Raw genomic sequence first — 13288 nt, 5'->3', positions numbered from 1 at the left:
CTCTACGGGTTTACCAGCGGTAATGGCTGAAGGCTTTGTTCGCCTCGGCCATCTTGTGAGTGTCTTCGCGCTTCTTGACGGCCGTGCCGCGGCTGTTCACCGCGTCCAGCAGTTCGCCGGCAAGGCGCTCTTCCATCGTGTTCTCGTTGCGAGCGCGCGATGCGTTGATCAGCCAGCGGATCGCCAGCGCCTCACGGCGTTCGGGACGCACCTCGACAGGCACCTGATAGGTGGCACCACCAACGCGGCGCGACCGAACCTCGACCGACGGCTTGATGTTGTCCAGCGCCTCGTGGAACACTTCCACCGGCGCGCGCTTGGCCTTGTCCTCGACCCGACCGAGCGCGTTGTAGACGATCTTTTCGGCGACGGATTTCTTGCCGTCGATCATCAGGTTGTTCATGAATTTCGTCAGAACCCGATCACCATACTTGGCGTCGGGCAGGACTTCGCGTTTTTCTGCGGCGTGACGACGGGACATCTGTAATTCCTCTTACTTCGGACGCTTCGCGCCATATTTCGACCGGCGCTGCTTGCGGTCCTTGACGCCTTGCGTGTCCAGAACGCCGCGCAGGATGTGATAGCGCACACCGGGAAGGTCTTTCACACGGCCGCCACGGATCAGGACCACCGAGTGCTCCTGAAGATTGTGGCTTTCGCCGGGAATGTAGCTGATGACCTCGAAGCCATTCGTCAGGCGCACCTTGGCAACCTTACGCATGGCCGAGTTCGGCTTCTTCGGCGTCGTGGTATAGACGCGTGTGCAGACGCCACGCTTCTGCGGGCATCCCTGAAGATGCATGGACTTCTGGCTTCTGACTTTGGGCTGCCGCGGCTTGCGGATCAGCTGCTGGATCGTTGGCATTGGGTCTCTTTCCCCGTCTCTCAACACATGTGTCTGCACGAAAATCGTGCGGGTTCATTTTCGCTGCGCTCTACGCGTCCGCAAAACGCAAAAACCGCAATCGCATCCTGTTCGTTCAGGTACGACGCGGTGGGTTTCCAGAGGATCGGGGCGTAGGCGCCCGGATCGTGACCACTTCAGTTATGATGTCGGCGGCGGGGCGACCCCCTAGGCCTGGATGGGGCGCGTATATGGGGAGTCGCCGGGGTTGTCAACAGCCCCTGTCCCAAGCTTTGCAAGACGCACCTGGCCAGCCGATCGGCTTTGGCCTTGTTCCCGTCCTCCGCATTTGTCAGCATGACACAAATGGCGTCAAGCGTGGTCTGGTCCAATGCGCGTTCTGGGTATCTGCCGGTTTTCCTATCCTGCCCTTGGCGGGTTCAAGCGTATGCATGACACAATCGAGGACCGCGAGGCCTATCTTTATGCGCCCGACCGCATGGAACTGCGCTTCAGGCATTTCGAAACCCTCACGCTTCCCTCGATCGCCGCACAGCGCGACCCGGATTTCACGTTTCTTGTTTTGATCGGCGAGAGCCTGCCGAAACCCTATCGCGACCGACTGCACGACCTGACGGCACCCGTTCCGCAAATCCGTATCGTGGCCCGTCCACCGATGAAGCACCGACTGGCCATGCAGCTTGTCCTGCAAGAAGAGCTGGCAGGCGTCGAGACCGAATCGATCCAGTTCCGGCTGGACGATGACGATGCGGTCGGCATCCACTTCATTCGCGCCCTGCGCCGGACCGCCCGGCGCAGCGCCCGGATGCGCGAGGGCTGGCGCAACATGGCCATCGAATATCGCAGCGGATACAGCGCGCGCCTCTCTTCCGACGGCATCAGCGCGCGCCCCGTGCAGGCGCCTTTCTGGGCGTGTGGTCTGGCCGTGCTGTTCCGTCCGGGCGATCCCAAGACGGTGATGAACTACGCCCATCACAAGCTGCACGAGGTGATGCCCACCCTGATCGAGCCCTCGACGCCGATGTTCATTCGCGCCTTGCATGACGACAACGATTCCGGCGCCACCGACACCCGCATGAAACCCCTGACCGAGGCCGAAAGCGCCGATCTCAAGGCCCGTTTCAACGTGGACGAGGCACAGGTGAAAACCGTCTTTTCCGGCCAAGCTGCGCTTCGCGATAAAGCATGAACAACCCCGATCCCACCACGACCGCAGCACCCACAAGCGCGATCGGTTCGGGCCATTCATCGAAGACCAGCCATCCCAGCACCAACGCCCAGATCAGCCCGGTATAGCGAAACGGCGCGATGAAGCTGATCTCGCCCACGCGCATCACCATGATCGAACACAGATAGCCGCCGATAATCATCACCGACGCGCCCATGGTCAGGACACCGGCGCGCAGGTCCATCGGCACCCAGTCTCCGGTCAGGCTGGCCAATCCGAAAAAGACCATGATCGACCCCGAAGTGATGAACGTCACAAGCATCGACGGCGTCTCGCGCGCCAGCCTCCTTGTGGCAAGATCGCGCAAGGTGACGAAACCCACCGCAGCCAGCGCATAAAAGGAATAGATCGTGAAATCGTCGGCGCCAGGCCGCACGATCAGCATCACGCCCACGAAACCGACAAGGATCGCCGACAGCCGCCGCCACCCGACCGGGTCGCCGAAAAACAGCGCCGCGGCCAGCGTGATGGTCAGCGGAATCGCCTGCAGGATCGCAGTCACGTTCGCAATCGGCATATTGAACAGCGCGGTCAGGAAGAAATAAGCCGCCCCGATCTCGCCCACGATGCGCAGCACGATGCTGCCCGTGTCCCGGCGCGACAGCCTTGCGCGAAAGGCGCCCATCCACCAGGCGATGCCACCCACCGCAAGGGTGGTCAGCACACCGCGCAGAAACAACAGCTGGAACAGGGGAACCTCCCCTGCCAACGCCTTCATGAAGGTGTCATTGATGGTGAACGCCGCCATCGAGGCCATCATCAGGACCGCCCCGGTCAAATTGTCGGATCGTGGCATTCTCGCGGCTTTCACAAAGGTCTTCGCCAAGATGTAGACCCGGAACGCCGCGACCGACAAGGGGCAGATGCGGCGCCTCGCGGCGTGTTTGCACCGGTCAGACCGGCGCCAGCGCCTCGGCGATCGCCTCGTGCAGGCGTGGATTGGCCGCGACCACGCCATTGACCTGCGGCACCCGGTTGTTGAAGCGCAACGGCAGCGCCTCGCGATCCGAGGTGCGCGCCCCCGCCTCGCGCAGGATCAACTCCCCGGCGGCGATATCCCACTCCCAACTGGGCCTCAGCGTCAGCATCGCGTCATAGCGCCCCTCGGCCACAAGGCTCAGCCGGTACGCCAGCGACGGACGATAGGCGCGCTTCACATCCGGCACGCCGCCTGGCCAGTGCTCGGGCGCGTAATTCGGCTTGGCCGCCAGCAACGTAGCCCCGGTCAGATCGTTGCGGGCGGTGACGCGGATCGGCATGTCGTTCAGCGACGCCCCCTGCCCTTCGGCGGCAACATACATCTTGCCGCGCGCAGGCAGATACACGACCGCCGCCGTCACCCGCCCCCGCTCGGCCACCGCGATCGCATGCGCCCAGGTGCCCGAGCCTTCGATGAAACTGCGCGTGCCATCTATGGGATCGACGATGAATACCCGCTCGGCACTCAGCCGTGCAGAATCGTCCTCGGTTTCCTCGGACAACCAGCCATAGCCGGGACGCGCCGCGCGCAGCCGCTCCTCCAGCAGCGCGTTCACTGCCATATCGGCCTCGGTCACAGGCCCCAAGCCGCCGGGCTTGTCCCAGCGTTTCGCCTGCGGTCCGGCAAAGCCCATCGCCACATCGCCCGCCGCGCGGGCCGCGTCGATCAGAAGCCCAAGATCACTCGCCGGCAATCGTCAGCCCCTCGATCAGAAGCGACGGCACCACCCGGCTCAGCCACGGACGCGCATCATTGGCCGCAATCATCCGCCGCAGCATCTCGGGCAAACTGCCCGCGATGGTGCATTCGTTGACCGGGCCGGTGATTTCGCCGTTCTCCACCCAGAAGCCCGACGCGCCGCGCGAATAATCGCCCGTGTTGGGGTTGATGGTCGAGCCGATCATCGACGTCACCAAAAGCCCCGTACCCATCTCGGCAATCAACGCCTCCCGGCTCCGGTCCCCTTGGGTGAGTTCCATGTTCCACGTGCCGGGACTTGGCGGCGACGAGGCGCCGCGCTTGGCATTGCCCGTGGGCGCCATCCCCAGCTTGCGCGCATTGGCCAGATCCAGCGACCAGCCCGTGAGAACGCCCTTGTCCACCAGCGCGCGCCGCTGCGTCGGCAGGCCCTCGGCATCGAAGGGGCGCGAATTCATCGCCCGCACCCGATGCGGATCCTCGATCAGCGACATCCCCTCCGGCAAGACCTGATCCCCCAGCCGGTTCAGCAGCCACGAGGATCCCCGCGCAATCGCCGCACCATTGGCCGCCATCAGCAGATGCCCGATCAACGACGATGAAATCCGCTCGTCGAAGAGCACGGGATAGGCCCCCGTGCGCGGCCTGCGCGGGTTGAGCGCGGCAACCGCCCGTTCCCCGGCAGTCCGGCCGATCTCGTCGGCGCTGCGCAGATCGGCCTGAAAGATCCGGCTGTCGCCGTCATACTCGCGCTCCATGCCGGTGCCTTCGCCCGCGATCGCCACACAGGACAAGCCGCGATCCGTCCGCTCATATCCCCCGGCAAAGCCGTTGGTCGCCGCCATATGCACCGCCCGCCAGCTATAGCCGGCACTTGCCGATTGCACCTGGCTGACCCCCTTGACCGCCAATGCCGCAGCCTCGGCAGCGCGCGCATCGTCCTGCAGCGCCTCGGGCGTGGGCTCGGGCGTGGGATCGCACAGCTCAAGCCCCTCGGCATCCCTTGGCGTGGCCAGCTGGCCGGGATCGGCCAGACCGATATAGGGGTCTTCGGGTGCCTCGCGCGCCATTGCCACCGCCCGTTCTGCCAGCGCCGCCAGCGTTTCGGGCCGCGCATCCGACACCGACACACAGGCCTGACGCTGCCCCATCAGCACCCGCAGACCGATATCGATGCCCTCGGCGCGCTCTGCCTGCTCAAGAGTGCCGCCCCGCATGTCGATGGTCACCGAGCGTCCCTCCACCGCAATCGCATCGGCGGCCTCGGCTCCCGCCTTTCGCGCGGCGGCAAGAACGGCGTCTGTCAGCTTGTCGAGGGCCTGGGTCATGTCTGTCTCCTGAATGCGCGCAACAGGTAGCCCCTGCCCCGCCCCCCTGCAAGTGCACTGTCTGTCAAAATGAGTGGGAGGGCTGGTTTGGCGGGGCCGTTTGCGGCGGCTTGGGGGCGGTCTTTCTCGGACAACGGCTGGCAGTCGTTGTGCGGGACGGAGCGGCCGGTCATCAACGGATTGCAAAGGCCGAAACTTTCGAGGAATATACGAGCGTTCTCAGGGCGGGGTGGAACTCCCCACCGGCGGTAAGCATCTGTATTGTGCAAGCCCGCGAGCGCCTCTCTTATGAGGGGGTCAAGCAGATCAGGTGAAATTCCTGAGCCGACGGTTAAAGTCCGGATGGAAGAGAACGTGCAATCGGCCCGCGCCACGCGGTTCGGTTTGTATGTGATCGCCTTGGGTGAAGTGTCGCAGCCAAAGGAGATAATCATGACACCCACCCGATACGCCTTCATCAAAGCTAACTGGCATTCCGAAATTGTCAGCCAGGCCTTGGTAGGTTTTCAAGAAATAATACCGAGCGACCAGATAGATGTGTTCGATGTGCCGGGTGCCTTCGAGCTCCCCCTTCTGGCTCGTGAATTGGCAAAGACAGGACGTTATGGTGCCGTCGCTGCCGCAGCCCTTGTAGTCGATGGCGGCATCTATCGTCATGACTTCGTGGCTCAGGCGGTCGTAACCGGACTTATGCAAGCGGGGCTTGAGTCCGGGGTTCCGGTACTTTCAATTTCCTTGACGCCCCATCATTTCCAAGAAACTGAGCATCACCGCGGAATATATAGCAAACACTTTGTCCAGAAAGGTCGTGAGGCAGCCGAAGCCGCGTTGATGATTACTCGAGAGCGTACCAGCATCCTAGCATGACCACTAATGGGCGGCATCACAATGCCACCCAACTCAACCTAGCTGGGCGTTGGAAGTCCGCTGTGGGCTCAAAGCTGCCATGCGCGGCAAACTGGGTCCACCGTACCCCTCACCAAAGGGCAGTCCCTAACCCCAACACCAGCTCCCCCAAAAAAACCGCCCCCGCAATCCCTGCGGGGGCGCGTGATCGTCGCCTCATGTCAGCCGAACCTCAGCGCGTTACTGGATACGCTGGCCATTGGCCAGAACATGGCCCTCCTCATTGACCTCGATGGTCGACACCAGCTCGTCCTCGCCACTGCCGGGCCGCGCGAACAGACCCATCATCATCCGCATCCCGCTGGCCTGATCCTGCGGGACCAACCCCATCGCGACCAGCTTGTCCAGCAGCGCATTGCCCCCCACCAGCCGCAGGTCCAGCGTGCCGGTCGGCGCAGGCATCCCATCGAATGTCTCGAGGTCCGTATTGTCGAAGGTGAACGCCCCCTCGCCGGTCAGTTCCGCCCCGGCAAGCCTCACGGTCAGGGAATTCAGCGCCAGCGTCTCAAGCTCTGCCGGCACCGCATCACTGTCGTCCATCGCCTCGGCCTGTTCGGGATCCAGCAGATCGAAGAACAGCCGCGCCTTGCCCGCAAGGTCGAACGCCACAGTCGCCGGATCGCGCGGCAATTGCGCGCCCGGATCGAACATCGCCCAGATCATCTCGGACATGGTGAAATCCGACAGCGTGAACCGTGCGGCGAAATCCTGCGCCTCCTCGCTTTCCAGCACCGGGAACATCAGGTCCAGTCCGAAGGTCTCGGTCGCGAACGCAACCGGGAAGGGCAGATCGCTGGTCTGCATGTTGAGCTCCATCCCCTCGGCCTTGCCGCCGTAATGCAGCTGGTCACCGCTCATCCGCACATCAAGCTGACCGCCGCGCGACGCGGTGCTCCCCTCCAGCGTCTGGTCGTCTTCTTCAAAGGAAAACTCCGACGATCCCGCCGCGAAGGTGAACCCGCCATCCAGCGCAAACCCGTCCCTCAGCATGCCCGCCATGTCCGATCCGCTCACCTCGAGCGGGATCTTGGTGTCGCCCTTGAAGGCGATGCTCTCATAGCCGCCCTTGGCCACCATCCGCCCGCCGGTCTCGGGATCGATGATGTCGAGATCATAGCTCACCGGCCCCGCCGAGAAATCCTGTGTCGTGTCGCGCAGCGCGGCCATGGTCATCGTGGTCGTGCCTGCGAGATTGGCGATGGTCATGCTGGCATCGCCGAACTCGACCGGGGTGCCATCGGCCACGATCTCATCCAGCGCCATGGTCAGCCGGGCCGCCGCATAGCTGTAGGTCAGATCGTCCGGATCCCCCGCGACGGTCATCACAAGCCCTTCGTTGCTGACATCCAGCACCGTCTGAACCTCTTGCCCCTCATCGTCACGGCCCATCAGCCGCAGTGGCATGTTGGCCGGGAACGACACCGTCACCGTTCCATCGCCATTATCGGCCAGAACCAGCTCGGAAATGCTCATAGAGGCACTGGCCCCCTCTTCGGGCACATCGACAGACATCGTCATGTCCGAAATCACCAGATTACCACCGGATTGCGATTCGCTCGCCTCCAGCTGATAGCCCAGACCTTCGAAATAGGCCTGCCAATCATCCCAGACCTGCTGTGGCGAAACATCCGCCCAAAGCGGCGCCCCCGTTATCGAAATGCAAAGCGCCACAGTCGAGGTGGCCAAAGTTCTACGGACCGTCATCACGAACCCTTTCATACCAAATTTGCCTTCAGCTTCCGCGCTTGTGCCGCTTGGGTCAAGGGGAGTTCTGGCTGGACCCCGCCAAAACCGCAGGGTACCAGAGAGACCATCCGGACCAAGGGAGAGACGGCATGGACCTGACAGGCAAAACGGTTCTGATCACCGGCGCAAGCCGCGGCATCGGAGAGGCGGCGGCCCATACCTTCGCCAGCGCAGGCGCGAATGTCGCCCTTGCCGCGCGCAGCAGCGACGCCATCACCGCACTCGCCAAAGAGATCGGCAGCGCCGCCATCGCCATCCCCTGCGACGTCACCCGCTACGCAGAGGTCGAAGCCGCCGTCGCGGCCACCATTGCGGCTTTCGGACGGCTCGATATCTTGGTGGGCAATGCCGGTGTGATCGACCCGATCTCGCATATGTCCTCGGCCGACCCCGAGGGCTGGGGCACCGCCATCGACATCAACCTCAAGGGCGTGTTCCACGGGATGCGCGCCGCGATGCCCATCATGATGAGCCAGGGCAGCGGTACCATCCTGACCGTCGGATCGGGGGCTGCGTACAACCCTCTGGAAGGCTGGAGCCACTATTGCGCCTCCAAGGCCGGAGCCCTGATGCTGACACACTGCGCCCATCTCGAAGGGGCGGATCGCGGCCTGCGGGTCATGAGCCTCTCGCCAGGTACCGTCGCCACGCAGATGCAGCACGAGATCAAGGCCAGCGGCGTCAATCCGGTCAGCCAGCTGGACTGGTCCGACCATATCCCACCCAACTGGCCCGCCCGCGCCCTTGTCTGGATGTGCAGCGCGCAGGCCGATGCCCATCTGGGGCAAGAGATTTCCCTGCGCGATCCCGAAATGCGCCGTCAGGTGGGCCTCGCATGATCCGGCTTGAGCAGGATGGCGACGTCTGGACCGCCACGATCGACCGGCCCGAAAAAGCCAATTCCCTGACCGAAGAGATGCTGACCGAACTGGCCCGCATCGCCGAGGCCGCCCACAAGGAGGCCCGCGTGCTGATCCTGACAGGCGCAGGCCCGGTCTTTTCGGCGGGCGCCGATCTTGACGCCGCGCGTGCCGGGCTCGCCACATCGGCGGTATGGGAACGGCTCAGCGGGGCGATCGCCGGATTTCCCGGACTGTCCATCGCCGCCCTCAACGGCACGGTCGCGGGTGGTGCCATGGGGATGGCACTGGCTTGCGATCTGCGGATCGCCGTGCCCGGCACGCTGGCCTTCTATCCGGTGATGAAACTCGGCTTTCTGCCACAGCCCTCCGATCCCGGGCGCATGATCGCCCTGATCGGCCCTGCACGCACCAAGATGATCCTCATGGGCGGTCAGAAGATCGACCACGAGACCGCCTTGGACTGGGGCCTTTTCGACCGCATCGTCGCACCCGACACGCTTTTGCCAACCGCGCTCGATATCGCGGCCGATGTGCTGTCGGCAGAGCATCGGCACGTGGCCACCATCAAGCGCATGTGCCGGCCCTGAGCGTCAGGCGGTTTCGAAACCGCCTTCCAAGGCCTTGGCATGCGCGTTGTCACCTTGCGGACCACTCTACCCGCAAAGCCGCCGAACGATCCCGAGGGGCAGCCAGAACCTCGACCACGAGACCGCGCTGACCCCGGGCCTTTTCGACCGCATCGTCGCACCCGACGCGCTTTTGCCCACCGCCCGCGATATCGCCGCCGATGTGCTGTCGGCAGAGCATCGGCACGTGGCCACAATCAAGCGCATGTGCCGGCCCTGAGCGTCAGGCGGTTTCGAAACCGCCTTCCAAGGCCTTTCGAAAGGCCTTGCCCTCCCCTCACCCCTTGCGGTTCTCGATTTCCTCGGCCAGCCGGTCCAGCTCCTGCTCGTCCTCGGGCAGGCCCTCGCGCGACAGCAGCACCGCCACCTTGCGCAGTTCGGGCACATGCGAACAGACCACCAGCAGCATCACCATGATCGGCACCGACAGGAACATGCCCGGAATGCCCCACACCGCCCCCCAGAAGGCAAGGCTCATGATGATCCCGAACGAAGACAGCCGCAGCGCCCGGCCCATCATCCACGGATCGATCACGTTCCCGTTGATGAACTGGATCGCGCCGGTGATCAGGAACAGCGCGCCGGTGGTCTGTGCATCTCCGGTCTCGACATAGCCGACCAGCGCCACCATGCCGGTGGCCACGATCGAGCCTATATTGGGGATGTAATTCAGGATGAAGGTCAGGATGCCCAGCGCCAGCGCCAGCTCGATCCCGAAGACCTGTGCCACAACGTAAATCATCGCACCCGTGATGAGGCTGACCACGGTCTTGACCAGCAGGTAATAGTTCACCCGATGAATGATCGAGGTGATGATCTTGGTGGCCCGCGCAGCCTGCCCCTCATCCTCGAAAAAATTGGTCATCTTGGTGTCGAACCAGATACGCTCCGCAAAGAGGAACCCCACGAACAGGATCACCAGAACCGTGCCCTGCATCAGGTTGCCCGCCTGTCCCGCCACGGTGCGCACATAGCCTGAAATCTCGACCGAGCGCAGCGAATTGAACACTGCCGTCTCGACATCCTCGCCCATCCACCCAAACAGCGACGCCACCGCCGAGGGCGCCCGCTCGGCATAGGAGACGGTCGTGACCAGCACCGTGTTCAGCTGCGCCAGCAGGATCGAGGACAGCACCAGCAACGCCGTCGAGATCAGCACCAGCGCCGCGATAGATGCCAGCCAGTTTGGCACACCGAACCGTCCGATCCTTTGGCGCGCGATAAACCGGATCACATCCGATGTCAGTGCGAACAGAATGATCGCCACCGCCAGCGAGATCAGCAGGAACCGCGCCTGCACAAGCATGAACAGCACCACCGCAAACGCGATGATGACCAGCGCCGTGGTCCTGACCCGCGCGTGGTTCTCTGTGTCCCCCAATACGCTGCGGGACGCGCGTTTGCCGTTGCTTCCGTCTGCCATGTTTCAGATCACGTGTCCGATCCCGGATATCGCGCCAACTATGGGCGGTGGGACGCCCGGTTACAACCCGCACCCGCCCGGCAAACCCCACCAGCCGCCGCATTGCTCAAAACTCAAGCAGCTTGCGAACCGGCCCGTGCCTGCCAGCCGCCTCAGCTCACCCTGATCCAGTTCATCATGCCCGACATCTGGTGACTGGGCATGTGACAATGAAACATCCAGTCGCCCGGGGTCTCGGCCACAAAGGCGATCTCCCGCACCTCCGCCGGCGCCACCAGCAGAGTATCGCGCCATGGCCCCAGACTGCCATCGTTCATGACCTCCCGGAAATGCATCCCGTGCAGATGCATCGCATGGCTGAACGCCGTCCGGTTGGTCATCGGGATGCGGATCGTCTCGCCGAGGAACGCATCCACCAACGGCGCCTCGCCCATCCCCGCCATCCCGTTGAACGCCCAGAACTGCCCCGCCTCCGCCAGGGCGCGCATCTCCATCTTGTTGCCGCGCCATATCGCACCCTCGGGCAAGCCTCGCATCGCGCCGCCCTCCATGACGAGCGGCACCGCCCGCGCCCCCTCGGGCTCCAGCAGCGGCATGTCGTTGGGCACAAGTGCTGCCGGCGCATCGCGCGCCACGCCCCCCGGCCCGGTCACCGTGAACCCAGCCAGCGCATAGGTCCCGTCCCTCTCGACCGACGCGATCAGCGCCTCCTCCCCCGGCTCGGCCAGCAGATCGACCAGAAGATCGGTCCTCTGCGCCGGGGCGATCACCACCTCCTCGACCTCACCCGGCGTCTCCAGCGGCATCCCGTCCAGCGCCGCAAGCCAGACCCGCATCCCCCGGAACCTCAGCGTGAAGATCCGCGCCGTCGCCGTATTGACCAGCCGCAGCCTCAGCCGCTCTCCTCTCGCCACCTTGCGGCGATACTCGGGCCGCGCATTCACCGTCACGTAATTGCCCAACCGTCCGGCATGCGACATGTCGTGCCAGGCTCCGAAATCCTCGCGGATCACCGCATCGCTCGCCATGCGCCAGTCATCCAGCACCAGCACCTCGTCCCCATCCACATCGGGCCTTGCCGCTTCGGGCTCATCCACCACCAGAACCCCCGCCAACCCGCGCGAGATCTGCTCGACCGAATGGGCATGCGGATGATACCAGAACGTCCCCGCATCCCTCAGCGCAAAACGATAATCGAACGCTTCTCCCGGCCTCACCGGCGCCTGCGTCAGCCCCGGCACCCCGTCCATCTCGTTGGGCAGGCGCAGCCCGTGCCAATGGATCGTGCTGTCCTGTTCGGGCAGCGCATTCTCCAGCCTGACCTCCAGAACCTGCCCCTGCTCATAGCGCAGCGTTTGTCCCGGCACCTGCCCGTTATAGGCCCAGACCTCCGTCTCGGGATAGTCCTCCGGCGCAAGCCGCACCCTCTCCGGCGCCGCCCTCAAGATCGGTGGCGCGGCGGCTCCGACCTGTCCGCCAAGTCCAAGCGCCGGCAGCGCTACGGCCCCGGCAATCACCTCCCGTCGGTTCGGCATCTGTCGCTCTCTCCCTGAACTCCCCGACTGCATATGGTGCCTGCCCAAACCGATTGGTCAAGGCCCGGCTGATAAAGCCTCTTCACCGCTTGCGCCGCCCGCCCGGCGTTTTCGAATGAAACGCGGGGGGGCGCCTTGCGACCCAGGCGATGAACCGCTGCAGCCTGGGATGGACCCGCAGCGCCTCGATCGTGTCATAGTCGCGCGCCAGTTCCGCCTCGCTCAGCGTGGCGTGAATCTCGTTATGGCAGATCTGGTGCAACAGCACGGTCGGCCCGCCCTTTCCCCCCTTAAGCTTGGGGATCAGGTGATGCAGGCTTTGCTTCGCCTCTGGCGGTATGGGCCTTTCACAGAGCGGACAAACCGGATGATCCATCGCTTTTCCTTGATCCTCGCCGATGTTGCAGGCAAGAGGATGGACCGGCGACGGACATTTGCAAGAGGTGGGACATGCAGCCCGACAATCCCCGGAAACGGACCCCGCCCGCCCCATGACCGGCGCACTTGTCATCGGTGCCGGGCCGGCAGGTCTCATGGCGGCTCAAGAACTCGCCCTCGCGGGGCATTCCGTCACCGTGGCCGAAGCCAAACCCTCGGTTGCGCGCAAATTCCTGATGGCCGGAAAATCCGGCCTCAACCTCACCAATGACGCCCCCATGGACAAGGTGCGCGCCGCCTTCGGCGCGGCATCCCCCGCCCTGCGTCCGATGCTGGACGCGTTCGGCCCCGATCAGATCCGCCACTGGGCCGAAGATCTCGGACAGCCGCTCTTCACCGGCTCCACGGGCCGGGTCTTTCCCGTCGCGATGAAAGCCTCGCCGCTCTTGCGCGCCTGGCTCTCACGGCTTGATCGCCTCGGGGTGCGGATCGTGACGCGCTGGCGCTGGCAGGGCTGGGATGCGGCAGGGGCCGTGCTCTTCGACACACCCGACGGACGCCAAAGCCTCTCACCTCAGTCACGATCCTCGCTTGCGGCGGCGCAAGCTGGGCGCGGCTCGGATCGGACGGGGCCTGGGCCGGGCATCTGCCCGCGCCCCTTCTGGCCCCGTTCGAGCCTGCCAATATGGGGCTCTGCGTCGACTGGTCCGCC

At 64.2% G+C, this 13288-nt stretch carries 14 protein-coding genes, 1 pseudogene and 1 riboswitch; of the genes and pseudogenes, 6 read left to right on the top strand and 9 right to left on the bottom strand.

The window, feature by feature from the left end; genetic code table 11:
* Positions 1-10 precede the first annotated feature (10 nt).
* Together rpsG and rpsL are read right to left on the bottom strand one after the other, a co-directional pair.
* Positions 11-481, bottom strand: coding sequence for a 30S ribosomal protein S7 (gene rpsG, locus RAZWK3B_RS16485; RefSeq protein WP_007817137.1), 471 nt, complete (start codon positions 479-481; stop codon positions 11-13).
* 12 nt (positions 482-493) lie between these two features.
* The gene (rpsL, locus tag RAZWK3B_RS16480) at positions 494-865 is read right to left on the bottom strand and encodes a 30S ribosomal protein S12 (RefSeq protein ID WP_007817136.1); all 372 of its coding nucleotides are present in this window, start codon (positions 863-865) and stop codon (positions 494-496) included.
* 370 nt (positions 866-1235) lie between these two features.
* Here rpsL and RAZWK3B_RS16475 point away from each other — a divergent pair, with 370 nt between their 5' ends.
* A complete protein-coding gene (locus RAZWK3B_RS16475; protein ID WP_037296130.1) occupies positions 1236-2054 on the top strand; it encodes a putative rhamnosyl transferase in 819 nt (272 codons plus the stop codon).
* Here RAZWK3B_RS16475 and RAZWK3B_RS16470 read toward each other — a convergent pair.
* The 3 genes from RAZWK3B_RS16470 to RAZWK3B_RS16460 all read right to left on the bottom strand — a co-directional run bounded on the left by RAZWK3B_RS16470 (position 1987) and on the right by RAZWK3B_RS16460 (position 5099).
* Positions 1987-2889, bottom strand: a complete 903-nt coding sequence (locus RAZWK3B_RS16470; protein ID WP_037296150.1) for a DMT family transporter — start codon at positions 2887-2889, stop codon at positions 1987-1989. The genes RAZWK3B_RS16475 and RAZWK3B_RS16470 overlap by 68 nt on opposite strands.
* Positions 2890-2986: 97 nt before the next feature.
* Positions 2987-3766: a 3'(2'),5'-bisphosphate nucleotidase CysQ gene (locus RAZWK3B_RS16465; protein ID WP_007817132.1), complete on the bottom strand. Its 780-nt coding sequence runs from the start codon at positions 3764-3766 to the stop codon at positions 2987-2989.
* Positions 3753-5099: a TldD/PmbA family protein gene (locus tag RAZWK3B_RS16460; RefSeq protein WP_007817131.1), complete on the bottom strand. Its 1347-nt coding sequence runs from the start codon at positions 5097-5099 to the stop codon at positions 3753-3755. The genes RAZWK3B_RS16465 and RAZWK3B_RS16460 overlap by 14 nt, the downstream gene beginning before the upstream one ends.
* A 211-nt stretch (positions 5100-5310) precedes the next feature.
* A riboswitch (FMN riboswitch) is annotated at positions 5311-5457 on the top strand.
* A gap of 74 nt (positions 5458-5531) precedes the next feature.
* On the opposite strand from RAZWK3B_RS16460, the gene RAZWK3B_RS16455 reads away from it, so the two are divergent.
* Complete coding sequence (locus tag RAZWK3B_RS16455) at positions 5532-5966, top strand: 6,7-dimethyl-8-ribityllumazine synthase (protein ID WP_037296148.1); 435 nt, start codon at positions 5532-5534, stop codon at positions 5964-5966.
* Between the two features lie 219 nt (positions 5967-6185).
* On the opposite strand, the gene RAZWK3B_RS16450 is transcribed toward RAZWK3B_RS16455, so the two are convergent.
* Entirely contained in the window at positions 6186-7709 is a 1524-nt protein-coding gene (locus RAZWK3B_RS16450) for a DUF2125 domain-containing protein (RefSeq protein ID WP_037296147.1), read from the bottom strand.
* A gap of 131 nt (positions 7710-7840) precedes the next feature.
* On the opposite strand from RAZWK3B_RS16450, the gene RAZWK3B_RS16445 reads away from it, so the two are divergent.
* From RAZWK3B_RS16445 to RAZWK3B_RS16435, 3 genes are read left to right on the top strand one after another with little or no spacing between them, the layout of a single operon-like run.
* Positions 7841-8590 (top strand): SDR family oxidoreductase, encoded by a 750-nt coding sequence (locus tag RAZWK3B_RS16445; protein WP_007817125.1) that lies wholly within the window; start codon positions 7841-7843, stop codon positions 8588-8590.
* Complete coding sequence (locus RAZWK3B_RS16440) at positions 8587-9201, top strand: enoyl-CoA hydratase/isomerase family protein (RefSeq protein ID WP_007817123.1); 615 nt, start codon at positions 8587-8589, stop codon at positions 9199-9201. The genes RAZWK3B_RS16445 and RAZWK3B_RS16440 overlap by 4 nt, the downstream gene beginning before the upstream one ends.
* 46 nt (positions 9202-9247) lie before the next feature.
* Entirely contained in the window at positions 9248-9460 is a 213-nt protein-coding gene (locus tag RAZWK3B_RS16435; RefSeq protein WP_037296128.1) for a hypothetical protein, read from the top strand.
* A gap of 57 nt (positions 9461-9517) precedes the next feature.
* Here RAZWK3B_RS16435 and RAZWK3B_RS16430 read toward each other — a convergent pair whose 3' ends face one another.
* The 3 genes from RAZWK3B_RS16430 to RAZWK3B_RS16420 form a co-directional block, all read right to left on the bottom strand.
* Positions 9518-10663 carry an AI-2E family transporter gene (locus RAZWK3B_RS16430; RefSeq protein WP_007817120.1) on the bottom strand — a complete coding sequence of 382 codons (1146 nt, stop codon included), beginning with the start codon at positions 10661-10663 and terminating at the stop codon, positions 9518-9520.
* Positions 10664-10815: 152 nt separating this feature from the next.
* Positions 10816-12198 carry a multicopper oxidase family protein gene (locus RAZWK3B_RS16425; protein ID WP_007817118.1) on the bottom strand — a complete coding sequence of 461 codons (1383 nt, stop codon included), beginning with the start codon at positions 12196-12198 and terminating at the stop codon, positions 10816-10818.
* Between the two features lie 82 nt (positions 12199-12280).
* Positions 12281-12574, bottom strand: coding sequence for an HNH endonuclease family protein (locus tag RAZWK3B_RS16420; RefSeq protein WP_007817116.1), 294 nt, complete (start codon positions 12572-12574; stop codon positions 12281-12283).
* Between the two features lie 115 nt (positions 12575-12689).
* Between RAZWK3B_RS16420 and RAZWK3B_RS16415 the strand changes: the two are divergent.
* Positions 12690-13288: pseudogene (locus tag RAZWK3B_RS16415) on the top strand (TIGR03862 family flavoprotein); the annotation flags it as partial.

The organism is Roseobacter sp. AzwK-3b, assembly GCF_000170875.1.
Classification (GTDB): Bacteria; Pseudomonadota; Alphaproteobacteria; order Rhodobacterales; family Rhodobacteraceae; genus Roseovarius; species Roseovarius litoreus.
The sequence above is the reverse complement of the archived record's forward strand: the minus strand, read 5'-3'. Positions and strand labels throughout refer to the sequence as shown.